Origin of the sequence: Marinobacter sp. (assembly GCF_048259445.1) — a bacterium.
Taxonomy (GTDB): Bacteria; Pseudomonadota; Gammaproteobacteria; order Pseudomonadales; family Oleiphilaceae; genus Marinobacter.
In genome coordinates, this window is the sequence record NZ_JBLXHQ010000024.1 from 1 (window position 1) to 23,286 (window position 23,286).

Below are 23,286 nucleotides of genomic sequence, written 5' to 3' on the forward strand. Positions count from 1 at the left end.
GTATTTTTCAGTAAAATCACAAATTGGTCAAAAGACTCTACCTGCCCTTGCAGTTTGATGCCGTTAACCAGAAAAATGGAAACCGGAATGCGTTCCTTGCGTAAGGCATTGAGGTAAGGGTCTTGTAGTGAGTGCCCTTTTGACATGTGTGTTCTCCTGTTTATTGGTAAGTGCAGATCGTCAATATTCTGAATTCAATGTGGTGCGAAGTCTGACTTTTTTCAAGGCTGCCTCAGCGATAAAACCGTCTTCGCTGTCCAGCCAGTTCAAATCAGACCACTTTCGAAGCCATGTAAGCTGCCGCTTGGCAAGCTGACGAGTGGCGGCGACACCTTTACTTACAAATGTGTCATAATCATCAGCACCGGCCAGATGGCTCCATGCCTGTCGATAACCGACACAGCGCATGGACGGAAGTTCCTGATGTAAATCACCTCTGGCCATCAGTGCCCGAACCTCGTCAAGGAAGCCCACTTCCAGCATATTCAGGAAGCGCGCATGTATCCTCTCATGAAGCACTCGCCTCTCTGTGGGCGCCACAGCTAACTGCGTTACAGTATACGGAAGCGATGAACCTTCGTCTGCCTGCCATTTAGTATAGTAGGTGTAATCCTCAATGCCTTGCTGGCCTGCCTCTTGCTGGTGCGGCGGGCTGCCCTCCGCTTCCCAGAACGAGGAGATCGGTCGACCTGTCAGGCGAATGACCTCCAGAGCTCGCAGGAGGCGCTGGCGGTTATTCGGGTGAATCAGCTCTGCTGCTACCGGATCTTTGGCCCGCAGCTCTTCATGCAGGGCAAGCCATCCCTCTGCATCAGCCTCCGCTTCCAGGGCTTTACGAAGCTCAGGGCTGGCAGAAGGCAGCCCTGACATTCCATGCAAAAGGGCCTTGAAATACATCATGGTTCCACCGACCAACAATGGAATACGCCCTGCACTGGAGATCAGATCCATTTCAACCAACGCATCCCTGCGAAAGTCAGCAGCGGAATAGGTTTCGGCGGGATCACAGATATCGATCAGCCGGTGCGGCGCGCGCGCCAGCTCATCCGCACTGGGCTTGGCCGTGCCTATATCCATACCGCGGTAGATCATCGCTGAGTCTACGCTGATGATGTCACAGGGCAGTTGTTCGCAAAGCGCCATTGCCAGATCTGTCTTCCCAGAGGCTGTGGGGCCCATCAGGAAGATGGCAGGCGGCGCTTTCGGTGACGCTTTCGTTCGCACTCTCGATGGCACTCTCGATGGCACTCTAGCGACCCCGCAGAAACAGCTTGTCCAGCTCCGCGAGCGTAACGAGTGTCCAGGTGGGCCGCCCATGATTACACTGGCCACTGCGTTCTGTCGCTTCCATGTCCCGTAGCAACGAGTTCATTTCCGGGATGGTCAGCTGGCGATTTGCCCGCACCGAACCGTGGCAGGCCATGGTACCCAGAAGCTCGTGGGTAACGGCTTCAACCCGGTCACTCTGGCCGTGCTCGATCAGGTCCGATAGAACATCCCGCACAAGCTGCTCGGTATCGGCTCCCCGTAACAGTGCCGGTACCTGCCTGACTGCAAGTGTTTCAGGTCCAATACACTCAATTTGCAGCCCGAGCTGCTGCAGCTCTTCTCCGTGAGTCTCGGCCAGAGCCGCCTCTTTCTGACTCACAGCAAGAGACAAAGGCACCAGCAACGGCTGGCTCTTGAGGTCCTGCTCGGCCAAGGCACGCTTCATTCGCTCATAGGTAATGCGTTCATGAGCTGCATGCATGTCTACCACGATCATCCCGGCACTGCTCTGGGCCAGCACATAAATACCGTGTAATTGTGCAATAGCGTAACCCAGAGGCGGCTCCTCATGACCGTCCGTGCTGGCAGTCTGATTCAGTGGGGAGGGCGCCGTAGTTGCGGCATTTCCGAGCGAAGCTGGCTCATGCAGGGCGCTGACACCCCCTCCACCAAGAGACTGGTAAAACGCCATCTGATCACTGGCCCGCCATTCCTGCTGCGGTGCAACCTGGCCGCCAAAACCGGTTCCCGACGCATGGCTTCCCCCGGCAGGTATTGCAGGTTGCCCATTCCAGGGCTGGGGGTGAGATGATGACTCGCTCCCTGGCGACCCTCCCTGCTCTACACCTTCGCGACCAAAGGATTGAGCCACCGCACCACGAAAGTGGTCGTCCGGCCGCACATCTGCCAAAGCCTTGTGCAGCGTACGGAAAATAAAATCGTGTACCAATCGACCGTCACGGAAGCGCACTTCGTGCTTGGTCGGGTGCACGTTCACATCAACCGTGGCTGGATCAACTTCAAGGTAGAGAACAAACGCCGGATGGCGATTGTTGTACAACACATCGCGGTAGGCCTGACGAACTGCGTGCGCAACCAGTCGGTCTCGGATTACCCGGCCGTTGACAAAGAAATACTGCAGATCGGCCTGACTGCGGGAGAAAGTGGGTAAAGCCACCCAGCCCCAAAGGCGAAGCCCTGTGGCTTCTGCGTCGATAACCACCGCATTGTCGATAAACTTCTGCCCGCAAAGGGCGCCAATGCGGCGCTCCCTGTCGACCATGGATTCGGCTGGCCGGAGGTTTTGTATAACCCGCTGGTTATGGCGCAGAGTGAAGCCTGCATCAAACCGGCTAAGCGCCTGACGTCGCACACACTCTTCCACATGGTTGAATTCGGTTTTTTCAGTGCGCAGGAATTTGCGCCGCGCCGGAGTATTGAAAAAAAGATCCCGGACTTCAACGGTGGTGCCCACGGGATGCGCAGCCGGTGAGATCAAAGCTTCCATGTCACGGCCTTCAACTTCCACCCGCGAAGCCGCTTCCTGCCCGTGAGTACGGGAGGTCAGAGCAAGGCGCGAAACAGAACTTATACTGGCCAGAGCCTCACCCCGGAAACCAAGAGAAGCTACTGCCTCAAGATCATCAAGGCTGGCAATTTTGCTGGTGGCATGGCGGCTGAGCGCCAGAGGCAAGTCATCTTCAGAGATACCGCTACCGTCATCGCGAACCCGGATCAGCTTTACGCCACCCTGCTCTACTTCCACATCAACTCGGTCGGCACCCGCGTCGAGCGCGTTTTCAACCAGTTCCTTGACGACAGATGCAGGACGTTCAACTACCTCGCCCGCGGCAATCTGGTTTGCCAGCCGCGGCGAGAGCAATCGGATGGAGGGCATATTTCGGGACTACCTCTTGTTCAGGATGAGGGGATACGAATGGTTTGCCCTACCATAACACGGTCGTCCCTAAGGCCGTTATACTGCATAAGCTCGCTGACAGTGGTCTGATTTTCCCGCGCCAAGCCCGACAGTGTATCGCCACTCTGAACCCGGTACTGGCTCACACGGCTGCCTCCCTGACTGTTCTGTTTCTGCCAGGCCAACAAGGTGCCGGGCGGGGGCGTTTTACGAAAGTACTCGTCGACACCCTTCATGATCGCGCCGGCCAGCTTGCGGCGGTACCAGTCTGTTGCCAGGTTTTTTTCTTCCTGCGGATTGGAGATAAACCCCGCCTCCACAAGAATGGATGGAATATCAGGTGATTTGAGAACCGCGAACGCTGCCTGTTCTACGCCCGGCTTATGCAAATGGGCCACGCCATTTAGCTTGCCCAGTATTGAGCTGCCCACCCCCAGGCTGGCGTTAATACTGGCCGTCATGGACAGATCAAGTAACACGCCCGCCAGCATATCGTCGCGCCCATCGAGAGACACACCACCCGTACCGCCGATCAGATCGGAGCGATTTTCACTCTGCGCCAGCCAGCGAGCAGTTTCACTGGTTGCGCCGCGCTGAGACAATGCAAACACTGAGGCGCCCTTGGGCTGAGGCGTTCGGAAAGCGTCCGCATGCACAGACACGAACAGGTCGGCGCTGTACTTGCGGGCAAGAATGGTGCGATTCCTCAGACCGATGTAATAGTCGCCGGTCCGGGTGAGTTTGGCGGTATAACCTGGCTGCTCGTTAATCATATCCGCGAGAATATGTGCCATTTTAAGGACTACGTCTTTTTCCCGCGTACCTCGTGGGCCTATGGCTCCCGGATCCTCACCACCGTGACCCGCATCGATAACCACAATGACATCGCGCCTGCCTGCAGAATCGTGAGTTACCGTAGGTTTGGTCGCTTTCTCCAGACGACTGCCGTTTTCATCAATGAGATCAAGTACGAGGCGATGCCCGTACTGCTGGTTGGGCTCCAACTGGAAGCTCCGGGGCTTGATATCACTGGCAAGATCAAGAACCACCCGTAAATCCGTGCCGTTACGCGTGGCACTGCGGATACGTCGGACAGGGCTACCGGACAGATCAAGTTTGGAAAAATCTGTTTGCAACCGGGTGTTCTTGAGATCAATCACCAGACGGGAAGGATTACTCAGCGCAAACATGTTGTGATCGACCTTACCCGCGGTATCAAGAACCAGACGAGTATGATCCGGTGCAGGCCAGATGCGGATGCCATCAACCTGCGTGCCGGCCTGAGCCGGCAAGCTTCCCATAAGCAACCACACCGACATCAGCGCAATCATTGTCTTCATCGTGAGCTTGGTTTTTGTCATACAACTTGCCTGTTTATCCAGTGCCGGTCCGTTAATGGCCCGGACCGATCAGTTCCAGTTCGTTCAAAAGTGTTGCGCCCAGTTCAGAGCGCGCCCGAACAACCGCCGAGCGACCTTCGCTCTGGTGTTCAAGATGAATTTCGATGTCCGGCACGGGCAACAGCCCCTCGCCTCGCTCCGGCCACTCAATGAGGCAAATACTCTGGCCGTTGAAGTAGTCCCGTATACCCATGTATTCCAGCTCTTCAGGATCGCCCAAACGGTACAGATCAAAATGATAGGTCGGCGGTGCCAGGTCTTCGTAAGGCTCAACAAGCGTATAAGTCGGGCTCTTTACAGCACCCTGATGCCCGAGGCCCCGGATAACTCCACGACTGAGCGTGGTCTTACCCATGCCGAGATCGCCTTCGAGAAAAACAGTCAGCCCTTGACCTGCTTGTTTTGCCAGTCGAGCCAATTCGGCTCCCAGCTTTTCCGTTTCGGCCTCGCCTTCCAGAAACAGTCTGCGCTCGTTCCCGAAAATACTCATTCCTCCCCCTTGCAGAAACTGCTGTTCGTCTCTGCTTTTCGGAAAACCTGCGGCAATGCGTCGATTACATCTGTTGCGATCAGCCCCATATAACCTTTGTCCAATGAAGCTCTGCAGGCGGCTTCAAGGTGCATAACTGCGCCGATCGTCGCGGCAGATGCCGGTGATTCAATCATCTGGGCATAAAGTGCACCTATGACTCCCGACAACACATCCCCCATACCCCCGGTCGCCATACCCGGGTTGCTGCCACCTGCGATATCTACCGCTCTCTGACCGGAGGCGATTATCGTTCCTGCCCCCTTGAGCAAAACCACGCCACCATAGAGGGCTTGCAGCTTTTTGGCGGCAGCCACACGGTCCGCCTCTACCTCCGGAACCACACAATTGAGAAGCCTGGCAGCCTCACCCGGGTGCGGCGTCAGAATCTGATTGCTGGCAGGCACGGCTACCCTGGAAGACAAGAGGTTCAAAGCATCCGCATCCAGAACGCGGGGCTTGCCGCTTTCAACCACCTGCTGCAGCATCTGCTGCCCCCATGAGCTCTGGCCTATGCCAGGCCCACACACCACTACCGTGGCCGCATCCAGCAGTGCTGGCAGTTCCGAGCCATGAATCAAGCCATGGACCATTACCGACGGACACCGTGACAGCGCGGCCGTTACATGCTCGGGGCGGGTTGCCAGCGAAACCAGCCCGGCACCGGAGCGTGAGGCCGCTTCTGCTGCCAACAAACCGGCACCACCAAAACCCCGGTCTCCGGCGACCACAAGAACGTGGCCAAACTGCCCCTTGTGGGCGTTTGCCCGGCGCACAGGCAACCAGTCACAAACGGAGGGCCAGCGCCGAAGCATAGCCAGAGGCATCTCGCCACTCTCTTCGACGCCCGTACCCTCAATCAGTGCTTCAAAAACCACATCACCACATACCGCGGCGCCCTGCCCGGTATACAAGCCAACCTTGCGACCAATGAAAGTAACGGTCAGGTCTGCCTGAACCACTTCTCCCGTGACGGCACCTGTGGTGGCGTTCAGCCCGGATGGCAAATCCACTGCGAGCACCGGAATCCCGGAGCTGTTGCAGCGTGTAATCACCCCGGAAAATGGCTCTCTGGGCGCACCGGAAACACCTGTACCCAGCATGGCATCGACAATCAGGCCGGCATTTTCAAACAGAAAATCCCACTCCGGCTCACCGATATCCGCCAACTCCTGAACCTTCACACCGTCAGCAATAGCCTTTTGCCAGGCCTTGCGGGCATCTCCGCTCAATTTCTCCGTGGGAGCAACCGCAACACAGTGCACAATCAATCCGTGCCGCACGGCGTTGGCCGCTATCAGGTAACCATCACCGCCATTATTGCCGGCACCGCAGAGCACCAAAAGGGGTTTACTATCGGGCCAGCGCGCAACCAGCCGGCGAAAGGCCGCGCGCGCAGCGGACTGCATGAGAACGAAACCGTCGGCGCCCTGCTGTTCAATTATGTAATGATCGATGCGGCGCACAGAATCGGCGGAAAACAGCGCATCTGATAAACTGCCTCCAGCGTGCTGTGGCATGAGCCTTTGCTCCCGTTACAGAAACCGGTTTAAGAAAATTGGCCAGCTATCTGTAAAGCATAGCAAAACCATAGAAAAGGTCATAACTTAATCAAATTAAATATCCTTACTTCAAGCGCCTGCGAGGCAGAGACACCATCGGAACCTATGAGCACGACTGAAACCAACACCTCTCTAACCCCGGAACTGGCTGATTTGCCAACACTTATTCGGGAATGGGCCAGAGAACTGGGGTTTTCGGATGCCGGCATCACAACGGCAGAAACCGGCGAACATGCCCGCCATCTGCAAAACTGGCTGGATAGTGGCTATCAGGGCGAGATGGAATACATGGGGCACCACGGAGACAAGCGTTATACGCCGAAATCCCTGGTGCCTGGCACAACCCGGGTGATCTCTGTGCGCATGGATTACATGCCTGCACCCGACAGCCCGAAAGAAGCACTTACTAACCGGGAAAACGCCTACATTACTCGCTACGCTCTTGGTCGTGATTACCACAAGCTGATCCGGAAGCGGCTTGCTACTCTGGCAAAAAAAATTGATGAGGCCGTGAGTGGATATGATCACCGGGCCTTTGTAGACAGCGCTCCTGTGCTGGAGCGAGCGCTTGCACAACGCGCGGGTCTGGGCTGGATCGGCAAGAACAACATGCTGATTCATCCGAAGGCCGGGTCGTTCTTTTTTCTTGGAGAAATATTCACGAGCGCCCCCCTGCCTATCGATACCCCCTTTGAAACCGATCATTGCGGCAGCTGTTCCGCCTGCCTCGACATGTGCCCGACAGATGCTTTTGTTGGGCCGCACAAGCTGGATGCCCGGCGCTGCATCAGCTACCTCACCATTGAACTGAAAGGGAGCATTCCGGAGGAGTTGCGCCCGCTGATGGGCAACCGGGTTTTTGGGTGCGATGATTGTCAGCTCGTCTGCCCCTGGCAGAAATTCAAGAAGCCCACCCGCGAAGATGATTTTCAGCCAAGACATGGACTGGACAATAGCTCACTTGCAGAACTGTTTTTATGGACAGAAGAGCAGTTTCTCAAGCGGACAGAGGGCTCCGCGATTCGCCGAACGGGATACGAGGGCTGGTTGCGCAATCTGGCGGTAGGGCTGGGCAATGCGCCTACCACCATTCCGGTGACAGAAGCCCTCAGGCAGCGCGCAGACCATCCTTCCGAGATGGTCCGCGAGCATGTTCAGTGGGCCCTGGCGCAGCACGGTTTATAGTTTGAAGAAGTGCTCCCGGTAGTGGCGCAGTTCGTTGATAGAATCTCGAATGTCGTCCAGGGCCAGGTGGCTGCCTTGCTTCTTGACGCCTTCCAGTACATCCGGGCGCCAGCGGCGAGCCAGTTCTTTTACGGTGGATACGTCAAGGTTGCGGTAGTGGAAGAAGTCTTCCAGCTCGGGCATGTATTTTACGAGAAAACGGCGGTCCTGACCGATGCTGTTGCCGCACAGGGGGGATTTTCCCTTTTCCATGTATTCTTTGAGGAAGGCGATGGTTTGCTGTTCGGCTTCGGTTTCCGTAACCGTGCTTTCCTTAACGCGCTTGGTGAGGCCGCTTTCACCGTGGGTTCGGGTGCACCATTCGTCCATGGCTTCCAGCAGGCTCTCGGGTTGGTGAATGGCGATAACCGGGCCTTCTGCCACAAGATTCAGTTCGGAATCGGTGATGATGGTTGCCATTTCGATGATGCGTTCTTTTTCCGGATCAAGGCCGGTCATTTCCAGATCAATCCATACCAGGTGGTTGCCTGCTGACATTCTGCTTTCCTCAAACATCGGTGAAAGGCAGGGGTGTAAATCACTCTCCGGGAACCGCTTCGAGCACATCCATGTGCGCTTGTCGTCGGCCATCCCTGGCCGCCGACATTCCCGGAGAGTGATTCACACCCCTGCCCCATAAATCGGCGTTATACCTTCACTGCTAATGCCGTATGATGGCACAGCAACGTCACCACTTTCATCCGTGTTAACTGAGACTTTATGGCAAAACGGCAACTGAACAAGCAGCAGCAATTCCGGATCAAGAAGGTTCAGGAGGAGCGTGCCGCACGTGCAGCTCGTAAGGAGAAGTCGGTTCAGGCGCAGGCCGATGCTGGCGAACTGGGGCCTGAACAGGAAGGGCTGATTATTGCCCACTACGGACAGCAGCTTGATGTGGAAGCGCTGGAAGGCGAGCGTAAAGGTGATGTTGTGCGTTGTTTTGTTCGGGCGAATATCGACAGCCTGGTGACGGGTGATCGGGTTGTCTGGCGACCCGGCAAAAATGAAACAGGTGTTATTGTTGCCCGTTGTGAGCGCGACAACCTGTTGCAGCGTCCGGATAACTTTGGTGCAGTGAAGCCGGTGGCGGCGAATATTGATCACATTATTCTGGTGATCGCGCCGGAGCCCGAGCCCCATGACAATCTGATTGATCGGTATCTCGTCGCCTCCGAGATCACGGATATTCCCGCTGTTATTCTGCTGAACAAGACAGATCTGATCACCGACACTAACCGGGAGCAGATTGACGCTTTGCTGGCGCGCTACGCTGCGCTGGGCTATAAAATAGTGCGCACCTCGGCAGTTCAGTTTGACGGCAAACCCTCACCGGAGGTTGAAGCTCTTGTAAAGGATAAAACTAGCGCTTTTGTAGGCCAGTCGGGAGTTGGTAAGTCTTCTATTATTCAGACACTTATGCCCGATGAAGCGATTCGCGTTGGTGCGGTTTCAGAAAGCACCGGCAAGGGTGTTCACACCACTACAACGGCAAAGCTGTTCCACCTACCCATGGGCGGCGATCTGATTGACTCACCAGGGATCCGCGAATTTGGCCTCTGGCATATGACGCCTCAGGAAATCGAATACGGCTTTCGTGAGATTCGCGATGAGATCGGCTACTGCAAGTTCCGGAACTGCAAGCACATGGGCGACCCGGGTTGCGCCATTGATGCTGCGGCGGAAGCGGGCAAGTTGAGCCCCGAGAGGCGGCGTAGCTTTCACCGCATTCTTCTGGATATGGCGGAGCAGCAGTCGCGGGGGCTTAAAGCCAACTGATACCCTTTTTGCCCGGCGATCTACCAGTTCAGTTCGCCCGGCGCAGGCTCCGCCTTTTCTTCCAGCCAGTCTCCGCTTTCCAGGCTTTCCAGTGCACCTTTCTGTTCTGCTTCGGACGGGACCGTAAGGTCGATGAGAGGGACCCCTTTGGCGCTGGCACTGCTTTGAATGCTGCTCACGGTTTTCTTGTTGAGGACGATAATCGAAATCCGGCGGTTTACCGGTGCCGTGGGCTCGTCCTGATCAAACAGCACGGAATCGCTCAGCCCCACCACTCTTGCGATTTGCTGGGCGCGCACGCCACCGGCAACCAGTGCGCGGCGAGCTGTGTTGGCACGCTCTGCCGAGAGCTCCCAATTTGTGTAACCAGGGCGTCCGCCGAAGGGGGTGGCATCTGTATGGCCGGTGATGCTGAGTTTGTTGTCCACCGCACCAAGAGTTTTTGCCAGTTCGAACAGAATTTCCTGAGAGTAGTATTTCAACTCGGCCTTACCGCTATCGAACATAGGGCGACCAGAGCGGTCTACAATCTGGATTCGCAAGCCCTCTTCAGTAATATCAATCAACAACTGGTCTTTGAACTCCTGCAGTGTTTCATTCTCTTCAATTCGTTGCTGCAACTCTTGAAACAAGTCTTGCATCCGACGCTGCTCAAGCGTCTCTGAAAGAGCATCAACCACATTTTCACTGATCGAAATCTGGCCTGATTCGATATTCGGACTGGCCTCATTGATAACTGACGCACTGCCTTCAAGGTCGACCGGGCTCGGCGATCCGCCTTCAGTAAAGCCAACCGGGTCACGAAAATAGCCTTCCACCGCCTTTATCTGCTCCGGCGATGCGGTTGCAGTCAGCCAGAGTACGAGAAAGAACGCCATCATCGCCGTTGCAAAGTCGGCAAAAGCCACTTTCCAGGAGCCACCATGGTGGCCCGCCGCAATGACTTTTTTACGCTTGATGATTATCGGCTGTTGTTCCAAAAGGCCGTTCCTGGATTTATGGTCGAAGATCTGAGGTCAGGGAGCAAGCCGCGCTATTTGGAGCGCACGTGGTCATTCAGTTCCTGAAAACTGGGTCGTTTGTCCGTGGGTAAAGCTTTGCGACCAAATTCTATGGCCATTTGGGGCGCCTGCCCTGACACTGTGGCAACAATTGAAGACTTGACGCACTCGTAAGCTTTGAGCTCATATTTTGCGGCGTGCTCCATGGCAATAGAGGCGGGCCCCACAAAACCATAACCCATCCAGATACCCAGGAAAGTACCGACCAGCGCTGCTGCCACGCTCAAGCCAATACGCTCAGGGCCCTCGCTCAAAAAGTTCATGGTGATAACAATACCCAGCACTGCAGCCACAATACCAAGGCCAGGCAGGGCATCCGCAATTTTGTTCACGGCGTGGGCCGGCTCTTCAAGTTCGTGCTGGCGGCTGTCAATTTCGTTTTCCATCATGCCTTCAAGCTCATGGGTAGCCATGTTTCCGGCGCTGATTATTCTCAGATAGTCGGTAGTGAATGCCAGCAGTTCTTTTGATTTCATTATCGCCGGGTAACGACTGAAAATCTGGCTGGATTCCGGGTTATCTATGTCTTCCTCGATAGACATTACGCCTTGCTTGCGGGATTTATCAAAAATTTCATAGAGCATGCTCAGCAAATCCATGTAATAGGATTTGTTAAAGGGCGAGCCTGTCAGCAGGCGCAAAATGCCGGCAAATACTTCCTTTACCGTATGCAAGGGGTTGGCGATTATAAAAGAGCCTATGGCCGCGCCGAAGATAATAATCAGCTCTGTAGGTTGCCACAGCACCATAAGGTTGCCGCCATGGAGGACATATCCACCAAGCACGCTGACAATGACAATAATCGAGCCAATAATGAGTAGCATAGGAAGAATGAAAGCCTTTTTATCAAGATAGCGGTCATGGCCGGCAATGATCGTGCATTTTCTGGTCTGATCATAGCAAGACCCCGCATTATCCGCGAAGCCATGAAACAATTTCTATACATACAGACGTCTGCTCAACACTCTTGCAGTACTATTTGGTAAACTTTGCACCTTTGAACGCACAGGATCTCTTTCAATGTTCGACAAGCTGTTTGTTCTGAGTCAGTACGTCACGCCGCAGCTTGCTGTTTCGCGCCTGGCCGGTCGTCTAGCCGATAATGACCATAACCCTGCGATCAAGAACCGGATAGTCAAATGGTTCGTGAAACGCTATGGCGTAGACATGAGCGAGGCGGCAGAGCCGGATCCGACTGCCTACCCCAGCTTTAACGCGTTTTTTACCCGTGCTTTGAAGCCCGGCCTGCGCCCCGTTGCCGACGGGGATAATGCATTTGTAAGCCCTGTGGATGGAACCATCAGCCAACTCGGCCAGATAACCGGAGATCGGATATTTCAGGCCAAGGGTCAATCATTCAGTCTCTTAGAGCTGCTTGGCGGTGATGCTCATCGGGCCGATGCGTTTTCCGAGGGTGAGTTTTCAACTATCTATCTTGCCCCCAAAGATTATCACCGCATTCACATGCCTGTGGCGGGCAGGCTTCGGGAAATGGTTCATGTTCCCGGCAAGCTGTTTTCGGTGAATCCCGCCACGGCGGAAAATGTTCCCAACCTGTTTGCTCGTAATGAGCGTGTTGTCTGTATTTTCGATACGGCGGCGGGCCCTATGGCCATGGTTCTTGTGGGCGCGATGATTGTCGGCAGTGTTGAGACGCCCTGGGCCGGGGTTGTGGCGCCCAATAGCAGTGGCGTAAAAGCGATTACCTATGAAGGTGAGAGTGCTATCTCATTCGCAAAAGGCGAGGAGATGGGGCGTTTCCGCCTGGGTTCTACGGTGGTAATGGTCATGCCCAAGGGTAGCGTTAGCTGGAATCCTGAGCAGATTGCGGGGAAACGCGTTCGTATGGGTGAGGCATTTGGGGAGTTATCCGCCTGAGAGCCCCTGATCATGGTGCCAGCTCTTGTTGGCACCTTTTTCTATTTAGTCCGGCACTGTCGGAGGGTTGTCTCCGACAGTGCTCCGCAACTTCTATAAAAATTCACGCTCGTTCCAGCGGAAACGCCAATACATCTGCAATATTGCGAGTGCCGGTTTTTAGCATCAATAGACGATCCAACCCTAAAGCCACCCCGGCGCAGTCTGGCAAGCCGTGCTCTATAGCCGCCAGAAAAGCCTCATCAATCTCCATTTCAGGCTTTCCATCAGCTTTTCGTAGACGATTATCGGCTTCGAAGCGAGCGCGCTGTTCATCTGAGTTGGTGAGTTCCCAGTAGCCGTTGCATAACTCCAGGCCATTAATATAGAGCTCGAAGCGGTGGGCGACGTCAAAGCCGTCCACGTTGGAAATTCTGGCCAGAGAGGCCTGGGTGGCCGGGTATTGAGTTATGAATACCGGCGTTTCAGTACCCAGATTCGGTTCGACGGCGAAGCTCATTAGCAGGTCGAGGCAGCCGTCTCGGCTGAGGTCTTGCAGTTGTTCGGGTTCAAGCCATTGCAGGCAGCGCTGGTGCAGATCGCTTTCCGTCACCACGAAGGGGTCGGTGCCGGCCCAATCTATCATGGCCTGGCGATAGCTTGTAATTTGTGGCCGGGAGCACTTGAGCCAACCGCATACCAGGTCGGCAACTTCTGCCATAAGGTCTTTATCGTCAAAGCCTGTGCGGTACCATTCCAACATGGAGAATTCGGGGTTGTGGCGGCTTCCGCGTTCGCCGTTGCGGAAGACTTTTGAGATCTGGTAGATGGAGCCAGAGCCTGCGGCCAGCAGGCGCTTCATGTGGTACTCCGGGGAGGTCTGCAGCCAGCCGCCTTCAACGCCCTGGGCGCTTAATTTTGCGGATATGCAATCGAGGTTGGCTTCTGTTGCACCGCAACGGCCAAGTACCGGGGTTTCAACTTCCAGCACATCCCTTTGAGCAAAAAAACCGCGCACAAAAGATGACTGTTGTGCACGGCTTTCGAGGGCTGCCCGGGTGGCAGTGGGCTGCCAGTCAGGCTGATTCTTCATATAGGGATCAGCTGCTTTTCACCCGGTTCATGTACTCACCCGAGCGGGTGTCGACTTTCAGCACTTCGCCGATAGTAATAAACAGGGGCACACTTACAACCGCGCCGGTAGAGAGCGTTGCTGGCTTGGAGCCGCCCTGGGCAGTATCACCTTTCATACCGGGGTCGGTTTCAACCACTTCCAGCTCGACAAAGTTAGGCGGGGTTATGGACAGAGGCGCACCGTTATAAAGTGTTACGGTGTAGACGTCCTGCTCTTTCAGCCATTTGATCGTATCGCCGACCGCTTTCGCGTCTGCAGCGTATTGCTCGAAGGAGCCGTCAGTTAGCATGAAGTGCCAGAATTCCCCGTCTGTATAGAGGTATTCCATATCCTGATCCATCACGTCGGCCGCTTCGAGGCTCTCGCCAGACTTGAAGGTGCGGTCCCATACCCGGTTCGTCATCAGGTTGCGCAGCCTGACCCGGCTGAACGCCTGGCCTTTACCGGGCTTTACGAGTTCGTTTTCAAGAATAATGCAGGGGTCGCCATCCAGTAATACTTTAAGACCGCCGCGAAATTCGTTGGTAGAATATGAAGCCATGAAATGTCCACCTGCCAAATTGCTGTTTAAAATTCGAAGGCCGCTATGATACAGCGAACCCCCATCTCTATAGAAGCCCGGCTTTCTGGCGATGACAACCGGAACTGGCAACAGCTGCTTTCCGACTCGATAACATCGCCGCGGGAACTGCTGGCCAGGCTGGACCTGCCTGCAGAGACCTGGCTGGATGGCGCAGAGGCTGGCCACCGATTGTTTCCGGTAAGGGTTCCCGAGCCATTTCTGGCACGAATGGAGAAAGGAAACCCCTCAGACCCATTGCTGCGACAGGTTCTTCCTCTGGGGCTGGAGGCCAATATTGCCGAGGGCTTTGTTACAGATCCATTGCAGGAAGACGGCGCGATACAAACCACCGGTTTGATCCGGAAGTATCGCAGCCGGGCCCTGCTGATGGTAACCGGCCAATGTGCGATCAACTGTCGCTACTGTTTTCGACGCCACTTCCCCTACGACGAGCAACGCCTCAGCCCGGCAGACCGACAGAAAGTGCTCGATACGCTCGCGGCAAGCCCGGAAATCAATGAAGTTGTTTTCAGTGGCGGCGACCCGCTGGCAGTCAACGATCAACTGCTGTCCCAGTGGTCCTCAGCCATCTGCAGCATTCCTCACATACGCCGTATACGTCTGCACACCCGACTGCCTGTGGTGATACCTCAACGCGTGTGTGACTCGCTGCTCAAGTGGATCAGCAGCACACCGGTGCAGGTTGTGATGGTGTTGCACATCAACCATCCGGCGGAAATTGACCAATTGACCCGCCGCGCGCTGAGCTATCTCCGCTCAGCGGGCGTAACACTACTGAACCAGAGCGTCATCCTCAGAGGTGTAAATGACAACGCCGATGTGCTCGAGGAGCTGAGCGAAACACTGTTTGATGCGGGTGTTCTGCCCTATTATCTTCATGCGTTTGACCCGGTGGCGGGTGCTCAACATTTTGATGTGTCTGATGAAGAAGCCCGCTTGCTGATTCGTGAACTGCTGTCCAGGCTACCGGGATTTCTGGTGCCAAAACTGGTTCGAGAAGTTCCTGGAAAGACGGCCAAGACACCCATTGACCTGAACTCGGACACTCTTTAGCAATGGTTTTTCGAAGTTGGCCTGATTCCACATGTCAAACATTGTTAACTGACAACTTTCTCGCTTTCTTGCTCTGGTTTGCTACTTTAAAGTCCAGTACCGTCTATTTTGTAAAAAAATGTATTTACGGTGTTTTCCTGGCAAGCCGACGTGATATGACAGCCTATGTTGCGCCGAATGAAAAAGCCCGGAATACGAAACCCTGTCTTGATATTGGCGCATATTCATGGATGGCATGATCCTCAGACCCGATCTCCGTGTTCCCGAGCAGAAAACAGCGAGCCTGTCGTTCTGTGACACAACGCCGAAAGCGTTCAGGGTCTGGATCAATCAGCTTCCCATGGCCAATATTGGTGAGGTGTCGCGCCAGCTCTATCATGCGATCATTGAGCTCAACCATCTGTTCCTCGCGCCCCAGCACCGCTTGCAATTCCTTGAGCTGATTCGGGAAAAGATTCATTTCGTCTGTAGTGAGCTTTCTCGTCATTATCTTGGCCTGGCGGTGGCTTTGCCCGAGAAACAGCGCAAAATTGCCAACCTGTCCCAGGCACTTCAACTGCACCTCGCCAGCGGTTATAAACTTTGCCTTCTGGAGGCACTGGACGACGGCGGGCTGGACAAAAACCGAAAACTGATTGCGACAGCCATCCATCGGGCTACGTCAGAGCTTGCCTCAACCATTCTGAGATCCCACCAGCTCTATTGCCCGAGCCCGGCGCAAAGCTGGCTGGAATGTCACCGCATGTTCCGGTTTGCCCATCGCAACAAACTTTCGGACGTAACCGTCGAAGACGATACCTTGAAGCAGCGGAAGGCAAGCACTGTCGCCGCCAGTTACAAGCGTCTTTTGCTTCTTGGTTGCGCAAGACCGAACCAGCTCAGGCAGTCAGAATTGCTTCAGGCGTACGACCTGTTCGAATCCTGGACTGAACAAACCCGTTGCGGGCCGGACATCGGAGAAGACACGCTTTTCGTCACCAATATGGAACGGGATAGCTCGCCAGTATATAGAAGCCTGCTTGAAGCCAAGCCCGGAGATGAGAGTTTCGGGTTTGATACCCGCAATCTGGCGGCCACAATTTCTGAAAACCTCGATGCCAGGCTTCGCCAACTTCCAGCGCCCGGCACTCTGATAATACCGGGTAACGTCAACGAGACTCTTCTCACTCACCTGAGCCAGGCGCTGGGCATCCTGGCAAAAAGGAATTTCAACCGGATTGCCAGCCAGGGCACACTCGAAGTCTGCGTGGGGCTCTCGGCAGCACATTATTTTATTGCCGGCGAAAAATCGTTTACCGAGTTCGTTACGGGCAATGACAACGGTGATGAGACCGACGAAAACCTTTTCGTGCGTTCCGACCGTTCGTCACGCAAGCGTGGTGATGCCTGGGCAGGCGCCCATGACGCCGCTCCTGGCGAGGAGCGCCTGCACTCCGCTGATACACCAATTAACTTTCGTGGCAGCTTCGGAAATACACCGACACCTGCAACGGAGAAGAATCGCCCCAGATCCCACACTACGCTGCTGGTGAACACCAGCCCCGGGGGCTACTGCGTCTCATGGGAAAGCAATGTCCCACCGTCGATGCAGGCAGGAGAGGTTCTTGGCGTGCGAGAGCAGCGCTCTCACCCATGGAGTATTGCGGTAGTGCGCTGGATCCGGCAGATCAGAAACCAGGGCACTCAGATTGGCATCGAACTTCTGGCTCCCAGCGGCTCACCCTGCGGTGTCCGCCTGATCCAGAAAGTCGGCAACAGCAGCGAATATCTGCGCGGTCTCCTGCTCCCCGAGATCAGTGTAGTCAACCAGGCTGCCACTCTGATTACGCCGCGGCTGCCATTCCAGGACGGTAGCCGCATTTCCTTGCTGCATAGTGGCAGAGAAGAACAGGGGCAGCTCCTGAAAAAGATATCCTCTACCGGAAGCATCAGCCAGTTTGAGCTGAAGCTGCAGCAAAACGCCACAACCCCCGTACCTTCGAATTCCTCACCTTCAGCAGGCACCAGCGAAGACGATTTCGATTCTCTGTGGCCATCTCTCTGAACACCTCCGGCGCCTCCGTAAATCCGCCGGAGGCTTGTTATTAAGCCTCAACCCCTGCATCATTCAGCGATAGTGACAGTCCGGTCTCACAGTACCAGTTCACAGTTTCTTGCAAGATACTGTATTTAAGGCAGAATTTTTCTCTGCCGGGGCCGGCTCAGCCAACCTGTATGATGAGACGCCTTAGGAATGCAGAAACAGAACGCCACCGTACACCTGCTGATCCTCGATCCTTCCCAGAACGATGCCGAATCCCTGGTAAGCCTGCTCAGAAATTCTGGCAGAGCCACCCGGGCGCATCGCATTACATCCGAAGAGGACCTGGAAGAAGCTCTGAAAAACAGCAACTGGGATCTGCTTCTGGCACGTGATATTGAGCAGGAGTTCTCCGCAGATAGTGCTTTGGCCATGATCCGGCGCATGGATAAGGATATTCCATGCCTGTTCCTGACAGAGGAAGAAACCCGCGAAAGAACAGTGGCCGTCATGAAAGCTGGCGCCCAGGGTACGGTGAAGTCCGGTCACAACGATCTGCTGATACTCAAAGCCAAGCGTGAACTGGCAGCTCTGGAGGATCGCCGCCGCCGCAGAGCGCTGGAGTCCCACCTCCGTGAGGCAGAACAGCGCTGTCAGTTGCTGTTGGAAAGTTCTAAAGATGCGATCGCCTATATCAATGACGGCATGCATATCTACGCAAACCAGTCCTACCTTGAATTTCTTGGGTACGACGACATTGATGACCTGATGTGTGTCCCTGTGCTCGATACGCTGACAACTGAAAGCCAGAACGACTACAAGACGTTCATGAAATCTTTCGCCGAGAAGGGTGAAGACGGCATGACCATCAACTGCACCGCAAAGCGCAGCGATGATCATGAACTGAACGTGACTATGTCGGTATCCGCCGCAACCTACGATAGCGAAGTGTGCACGCAGATCGTGCTGCAACCGGAACACAGCGATGCGGAGCTGGAAGAGAAGTTACGCGAAATCAGCAGCCAGGATCTGCTTACCGGCCTGTACAACCGGCAATACCTGATGAAAGAGCTTGAACAGACGATCGCCAATGCCGGCAAAAACAACGAAACCGGTGCCTTGGCTTACATAGCTCTCGACAATTTTATAACCATGAAAGGCCAGGTTGGCATTTCCGGCGCAGACCTGCTGCTGGGCGACCTTGCCACGCTACTGAAAAAAGAGGCAGCCGACGATCTTGTACTGGCGCGCCTTAGCGATGATGCATTCTGCCTCCTGTCTCAGTCTGGCGATGAGAAGTCACTGACCAGCCGGTGCGAGCAAGTTCGCAAAACAGTAGATGAACATCTGTTTGATATCAACGGCCATACGGTTCCATTGACCGTCAGTATTGGCATTGCATCTATTACTGAAAACTCGCCAAAAGCCGAAGAGCTTATGGCCAGGGCTCATAATGCATCTTCTGAAGTACGCAACCAGGAAGGCCATGCTCAGGGCAACGGTATTCAGGCTTATAATCCGGCGAATCATGAAGAACTGGATGATGGCAGCTCCATAGAGACAATACTGAAGGCACTGGACGAAAATCGCTTCCGGCTCCTATTCCAGCCCATTATCAACCTTCGAGGTGAAGGCGAAGAGCACTACGAAGCTTTCGTGAGAATGCTCGACAAGGATGAAAAAGAAGTCTCACCCTATGACTTCCTCCCGCCTATGGGACCGAGCGACACCGCTATCAAGATCGACCGCTGGGTTATTCTGCAGACCATAAAGCAGTTATCCAGCCATCGCTCCAAAGGTAACGATACCCGCATATTCCTTAATGTGACGGCGGAAACTGTGCAGGACAAAACCTTCACCCCCTGGCTGAGCGTCGCCCTCAAAGCAGCGCGCTTGCCCGGCGACGCGCTGATTTTCCAGATCCGCGAAGGCGATGCCAACAAGTATATGAAGCAGGCAAAAGACTTCACCAAAACCCTGCATCAGCTTCACTGCAAGGTATCCATTGCACAGTTTGGCTGCGCACTGAATCCGTTCAACACCCTGAAACACATTGATACGGACTATGTGAAGATTGATGGCTCGTTCACGGAAGAAATCCAGAAAAGTGAAGAAGCCCGGGAACAGGTGAAGGAAATGGTGAAAAGCCTGCAAAGCGCCGGCAAGCTAACCATCGTTCCACTGGTAGAAAACGCTGCGGTTCTCGCGACACTCTGGCAAGCGGGCGTAAATTACATTCAGGGGTATTATTTGCAGGCTCCAGTGCCTGAGATGAATTATGACTTCGGTGATAACTAAAGCTGACTGAAGAACGCCGGTTCAGAAACCGGCGTTCTTCAATCCCTGATTCGTTTCACTTTCGCGAAAGCCGATCAGGTAGAGAATCGCGTCCAGGCCGAGCGTGGATATCGCGTGACGAGCCGACTCCTTGACCAGCGGCTTGGCCCGGAATGCAACGCCGAGCCCTGCCTGGCTCAACATAGGCAGGTCGTTGGCACCATCCCCTACTGCAATGACCTGTTCCCGGGAAATATGCTCTTTCCCGGCAATCTCGAGCAATAATTCTGCCTTACGCTTGCCGTCCACAATCTGACCAGAAACCTCACCTGTCACCTTGCCGTCGCGAATCTCCAACTCGTTCGCGTACACGTAATCAATGCCCAGCTTGCGCTGAAGATGCTCGGCGAAGTAAGTGAAGCCGCCTGAAAGAATCGCTGTACGGTAGCCCAGCGCCTTCAGGCTTCGAATCAGGTGTTCCGCACCCTCCGTCATCTTCAGCCGACCCGCAACACGTTCCAGCACAGACTCATCCAGGCCTTTAAGCAGTGACAGGCGCTCGGCAAAGCTCTGGCTGAAGTCCAGCTCCCCCTGCATTGCGCGCTCGGTAATCTCCGCAACCTGTTCACCAACACCGGCCTCCCGGGCTAGCTCATCAATCACTTCGGCCTCGATGAGGGTAGAGTCCATATCAAACACCACCAAACGGCGGTTACGCCTGAAGATAGAGTCTTCCTGGAACGCGATATCCACATTCATCTCACCGGCAATGTGCAGAAAGTCGGCTCTCAGCTGATCAAGATCGGACGGGGTGCCACGCACTGAAAACTCTACACAGGCAATACCGTTACCAGCCGTGGTGAGTGAAGGCCTTGCCGACAGTCTGGAGATGTTATCGATGTTCAGGCCGTGGCGAGCCGTAATTGCCGAGACCCGGGCAATCTGCTCCGCCTTGATATCGCGGGACAGCAAGGTGACGATGTAACACGCCCGGTTGCGCCCTTCGGCCCAGGCCTGATATTCCTCCACGGTAATCGGCGCAAACCTGACCTGCAGATCCAGCGAATGCAGTCGAAACAACAAATCACGGATGACCGGGGAGGATTTCGACGCGTCGGGAATTTCAATGAGAATACCCCAGGTCAGGTGATCGTGAATAACGGCCTGCCCTATGTCGAGAATCCGCACGTCGTACCGCCCCATAATGCCGGTGATTTCCGACGTGAGCCCGGGCTTGTCGCGCCCGGATACGTTAATCAGAACCAGTTCACTCACGATCTGAGCTCTCCATCATCAGGCCTCTCCATTATCAGAACCCTCCTCTTCCTTTGCTCTTGCAGCAGAGGGAATAACATCTATGGAATCCACACGCTGCAGCCCTCGCGGAAGCTTGTGCCCGCGCCGGCCACGCTCGCCCAGATAATGTTCAAGATCACTGAACTGCAGACCCATCTTGCGCTTGCCTGCACGTATCTCTAACTGGTCATCCTTTGCGAATACTGCCACGGCTACCACATACTCTTCACGGTTCTGCACCCGGGCGGAAGGGATACTGATAATCTTGTTGCCCTTGCCCTTGCTCAATTCCGGCAGTTCGCTGAGCGGGAAAACAAGCATCCTGCCTTCGTTGGATATTGCCCCCAGATACAGGACGTTCTCCGTAACAGGGATAATCACCGGCGGCATGATTTTCGAACCTTTCGGCACGCTGACCACGGCCTTGCCGTTGCGGTTTTTGCTGATCATATCCTCCAGCGAGGTCACAAATCCGTAACCGCCGTCCGTAACCAACAGCGTCTTGCGGGCAGGATCGCCCATCAGCAGGCCAGAGAAACTTGCACCTGAGGGAGGGTTGATCCTTCCGGTCAGTGGCTCTCCCTGCCCCCTCGCCGAAGGCAGGCTGTGGGCCATCAGTGAATACGCCCTGCCGGTGGAATCGAGAAAGATTGTTTGTTGATTGTTACGACCCCGGGCAGCCAAAGCAAAACGGTCGCCGGACTTGTAACTGAGCCCGTCCGGATCAATATCGTGGCCCTTGGCGGCGCGAACCCAGCCTTTGTCAGAAAGAACCACGGTAACGGGATCATTGGATACCAGATCGTTCTCACTGAACGCACGTGCTTCCTCACGCTCAACAATCGGAGAGCGACGCTCGTCGCCGTAAGTTTCCGCATCGGCCTGCAGCTCACTCTTGATCAGTTCGCGTAAACGATCTTCAGAACCGAGAATGGTCTGAAGTTCGTCCCGCTCTGCGGCCAACTCATCCTGCTCGCCGCGAATTTTCATTTCCTCAAGCTTGGCCAGGTGCCGCAATTTCAGCTCAAGAATGGATTCGGCTTGATCCGCAGATAATCCGAAGCGCTCCATAAAAACCGCCTTGGGTTTATCTTCCGTGCGGATAATATGGATAACTTCATCAATATTCAGGTAGGCAATCAACAGGCCTTCAAGGATGTGCAGGCGCGCCAGCACCTTATCAAGCCTGTGCTGCAAACGGCGGGTGACCGTGGTGCGCCGGAACGTCAGCCATTCTGTCAGCATCTGGCGCAGACCTTTCACGCCGGGACGACCATCGTTACCAATGACGTTGATGTTAACCCGGTAGGTCTTCTCGAGATCTGTGCTGGCAAACAAGTGCGCCATCAGCCCGTCGAGATCTACACGATTGGAGCGCGGCACAATGACAAGCCGGGTAGGATTCTCATGATCGGACTCGTCACGGAGGTCCGCCACCATAGGCAGCTTTTTGGTTTGCATCTGGTGCGCAATCTGCTCCAGTACACGGTTACCAGAGACCTGATGTGGCAGATCTGTCACCACAATTTCACCCGTATCACGCACCCAGCGTGCTCGCATACGCAGCGAGCCCCGCCCGGTCTCATACATCTGGCGTAAATCCTTACGGGGCGTGATAATTTCAGCGTAGGTCGGGAAATCCGGCCCTTTCACGTGTTCGCAAAGCTGATCAACTGTCGCATCCGGATCGTCGAGCAAACGGATACAGGCTGCGGTTACTTCCCTCACGTTATGGGGCGGGATGTCCGTAGCCATACCCACCGCAATGCCGGTTGTGCCGTTGAGCAGCACATGGGGCAACCGTGCCGGCAATACTGCAGGCTCATCCATGGTGCCGTCAAAGTTGGGCGTCCAGTCCACCGTTCCCTGACCAAGCTCCGAGAGCAACACATCAGCAAAGCGCGCCAGCCGGGATTCCGTATACCGCATAGCCGCAAACGATTTAGGATCGTCCGGCGCACCCCAGTTGCCCTGCCCGTCCACGAGCGGGTAGCGGTAAGAAAACGGCTGAGCCATGAGCACCATGGCTTCATAGCATGCGCTGTCCCCGTGCGGGTGGAACTTACCGAGGACATCGCCCACGGTACGGGCAGATTTCTTGTATTTGGACGTGGACTTGAGGCCCAGCTCTGACATGGCATAGATAATGCGCCGCTGAACCGGCTTCAGCCCGTCCCCGACATTGGGGAGTGCCCGGTCAAGAATGACGTACATGGAGTAATCGAGATACGCTTTTTCCGTGTAGTCCCTGAGTGAAACCCGCTCAAAGCCTTCATCCGTCGTCTGAAACTCTGGCATGGATGCCTCTTTTGCCTGTATTGCCTGA

The 23,286-nt window shown here is 55.0% G+C and carries 19 protein-coding genes; 6 read left to right on the forward strand and 13 right to left on the reverse strand.

Features of this window, described 5'->3' with window-relative positions:
* From hfq to ACN0RL_RS15550, 6 genes are all read right to left on the reverse strand, one after another.
* A partial coding sequence (gene hfq / locus ACN0RL_RS15525; protein ID WP_417518497.1) for an RNA chaperone Hfq occupies nucleotides 1-146 on the reverse strand: 146 nt, incomplete at its 3' end.
* A gap of 34 nt (nucleotides 147-180) precedes the next feature.
* Nucleotides 181-1,179, reverse strand: a complete 999-nt coding sequence (gene miaA, locus ACN0RL_RS15530) for a tRNA (adenosine(37)-N6)-dimethylallyltransferase MiaA (RefSeq protein WP_417518499.1) — start codon at nucleotides 1,177-1,179, stop codon at nucleotides 181-183.
* 70 nt (nucleotides 1,180-1,249) lie between these two features.
* Nucleotides 1,250-3,166: a DNA mismatch repair endonuclease MutL gene (gene mutL / locus ACN0RL_RS15535; RefSeq protein ID WP_417518402.1), complete on the reverse strand. Its 1,917-nt coding sequence runs from the start codon at nucleotides 3,164-3,166 to the stop codon at nucleotides 1,250-1,252.
* 20 nt (nucleotides 3,167-3,186) lie between these two features.
* Nucleotides 3,187-4,527 carry an N-acetylmuramoyl-L-alanine amidase gene (locus ACN0RL_RS15540; protein ID WP_417518501.1) on the reverse strand — a complete coding sequence of 447 codons (1,341 nt, stop codon included), beginning with the start codon at nucleotides 4,525-4,527 and terminating at the stop codon, nucleotides 3,187-3,189.
* Between the two features lie 52 nt (nucleotides 4,528-4,579).
* Nucleotides 4,580-5,077, reverse strand: a complete 498-nt coding sequence (tsaE, locus tag ACN0RL_RS15545; protein WP_417518404.1) for a tRNA (adenosine(37)-N6)-threonylcarbamoyltransferase complex ATPase subunit type 1 TsaE — start codon at nucleotides 5,075-5,077, stop codon at nucleotides 4,580-4,582.
* The gene (locus ACN0RL_RS15550; RefSeq protein WP_417518406.1) at nucleotides 5,074-6,636 is read right to left on the reverse strand and encodes an NAD(P)H-hydrate dehydratase; all 1,563 of its coding nucleotides are present in this window, start codon (nucleotides 6,634-6,636) and stop codon (nucleotides 5,074-5,076) included. The genes tsaE and ACN0RL_RS15550 overlap by 4 nt, the downstream gene beginning before the upstream one ends.
* A 147-nt stretch (nucleotides 6,637-6,783) precedes the next feature.
* Between ACN0RL_RS15550 and queG the strand changes: the two genes are divergently transcribed.
* A complete protein-coding gene (queG, locus tag ACN0RL_RS15555) occupies nucleotides 6,784-7,863 on the forward strand; it encodes a tRNA epoxyqueuosine(34) reductase QueG (protein WP_417518408.1) in 1,080 nt (359 codons plus the stop codon).
* Here queG and orn read toward each other — a convergent pair.
* Nucleotides 7,858-8,400: an oligoribonuclease gene (orn, locus tag ACN0RL_RS15560; protein WP_417518410.1), complete on the reverse strand. Its 543-nt coding sequence runs from the start codon at nucleotides 8,398-8,400 to the stop codon at nucleotides 7,858-7,860. The genes queG and orn overlap by 6 nt on opposite strands.
* A 222-nt stretch (nucleotides 8,401-8,622) precedes the next feature.
* Here orn and rsgA point away from each other — a divergent pair, with 222 nt between their 5' ends.
* Complete coding sequence (rsgA, locus tag ACN0RL_RS15565; RefSeq protein ID WP_417518412.1) at nucleotides 8,623-9,678, forward strand: small ribosomal subunit biogenesis GTPase RsgA; 1,056 nt, start codon at nucleotides 8,623-8,625, stop codon at nucleotides 9,676-9,678.
* 20 nt (nucleotides 9,679-9,698) lie between these two features.
* Here rsgA and motB read toward each other — a convergent pair whose 3' ends face one another.
* Nucleotides 9,699-10,658 carry a flagellar motor protein MotB gene (gene motB / locus ACN0RL_RS15570; RefSeq protein ID WP_417518414.1) on the reverse strand — a complete coding sequence of 320 codons (960 nt, stop codon included), beginning with the start codon at nucleotides 10,656-10,658 and terminating at the stop codon, nucleotides 9,699-9,701.
* 53 nt (nucleotides 10,659-10,711) lie between these two features.
* A complete protein-coding gene (gene motA / locus ACN0RL_RS15575; RefSeq protein WP_417518416.1) occupies nucleotides 10,712-11,563 on the reverse strand; it encodes a flagellar motor stator protein MotA in 852 nt (283 codons plus the stop codon).
* A gap of 196 nt (nucleotides 11,564-11,759) precedes the next feature.
* Here motA and asd point away from each other — a divergent pair, with 196 nt between their 5' ends.
* Entirely contained in the window at nucleotides 11,760-12,617 is an 858-nt protein-coding gene (gene asd / locus ACN0RL_RS15580; RefSeq protein ID WP_417518418.1) for an archaetidylserine decarboxylase, read from the forward strand.
* Between the two features lie 103 nt (nucleotides 12,618-12,720).
* On the opposite strand, the gene epmA is transcribed toward asd, so the two are convergent.
* Together epmA and efp are read right to left on the reverse strand one after the other, a co-directional pair.
* A complete protein-coding gene (gene epmA / locus ACN0RL_RS15585) occupies nucleotides 12,721-13,689 on the reverse strand; it encodes an EF-P lysine aminoacylase EpmA (protein WP_417518420.1) in 969 nt (322 codons plus the stop codon).
* 7 nt (nucleotides 13,690-13,696) lie between these two features.
* Nucleotides 13,697-14,272 (reverse strand): elongation factor P, encoded by a 576-nt coding sequence (gene efp, locus ACN0RL_RS15590; RefSeq protein ID WP_417518421.1) that lies wholly within the window; start codon nucleotides 14,270-14,272, stop codon nucleotides 13,697-13,699.
* A gap of 45 nt (nucleotides 14,273-14,317) precedes the next feature.
* Here efp and epmB point away from each other — a divergent pair, with 45 nt between their 5' ends.
* The 3 genes from epmB (at nucleotide 14,318) to ACN0RL_RS15605 (ending at nucleotide 19,685) form a co-directional block, all read left to right on the forward strand.
* Nucleotides 14,318-15,367: an EF-P beta-lysylation protein EpmB gene (gene epmB, locus ACN0RL_RS15595; protein ID WP_417518423.1), complete on the forward strand. Its 1,050-nt coding sequence runs from the start codon at nucleotides 14,318-14,320 to the stop codon at nucleotides 15,365-15,367.
* 226 nt (nucleotides 15,368-15,593) lie between these two features.
* Nucleotides 15,594-17,411 carry a GTPase gene (locus tag ACN0RL_RS15600; protein ID WP_417518425.1) on the forward strand — a complete coding sequence of 606 codons (1,818 nt, stop codon included), beginning with the start codon at nucleotides 15,594-15,596 and terminating at the stop codon, nucleotides 17,409-17,411.
* 189 nt (nucleotides 17,412-17,600) lie between these two features.
* Nucleotides 17,601-19,685, forward strand: coding sequence for an EAL domain-containing protein (locus tag ACN0RL_RS15605; RefSeq protein WP_417518427.1), 2,085 nt, complete (start codon nucleotides 17,601-17,603; stop codon nucleotides 19,683-19,685).
* Nucleotides 19,686-19,706: 21 nt separating this feature from the next.
* On the opposite strand, the gene serB is transcribed toward ACN0RL_RS15605, so the two are convergent.
* Both serB and parC read right to left on the reverse strand, forming a co-directional pair.
* On the reverse strand, nucleotides 19,707-20,939 hold the full coding sequence (serB, locus tag ACN0RL_RS15610; protein ID WP_417518429.1) for a phosphoserine phosphatase SerB: 1,233 nt from the start codon (nucleotides 20,937-20,939) through the stop codon (nucleotides 19,707-19,709).
* Between the two features lie 18 nt (nucleotides 20,940-20,957).
* Nucleotides 20,958-23,258, reverse strand: a complete 2,301-nt coding sequence (gene parC, locus ACN0RL_RS15615; protein ID WP_417518431.1) for a DNA topoisomerase IV subunit A — start codon at nucleotides 23,256-23,258, stop codon at nucleotides 20,958-20,960.
* Nucleotides 23,259-23,286 lie beyond the last annotated feature (28 nt).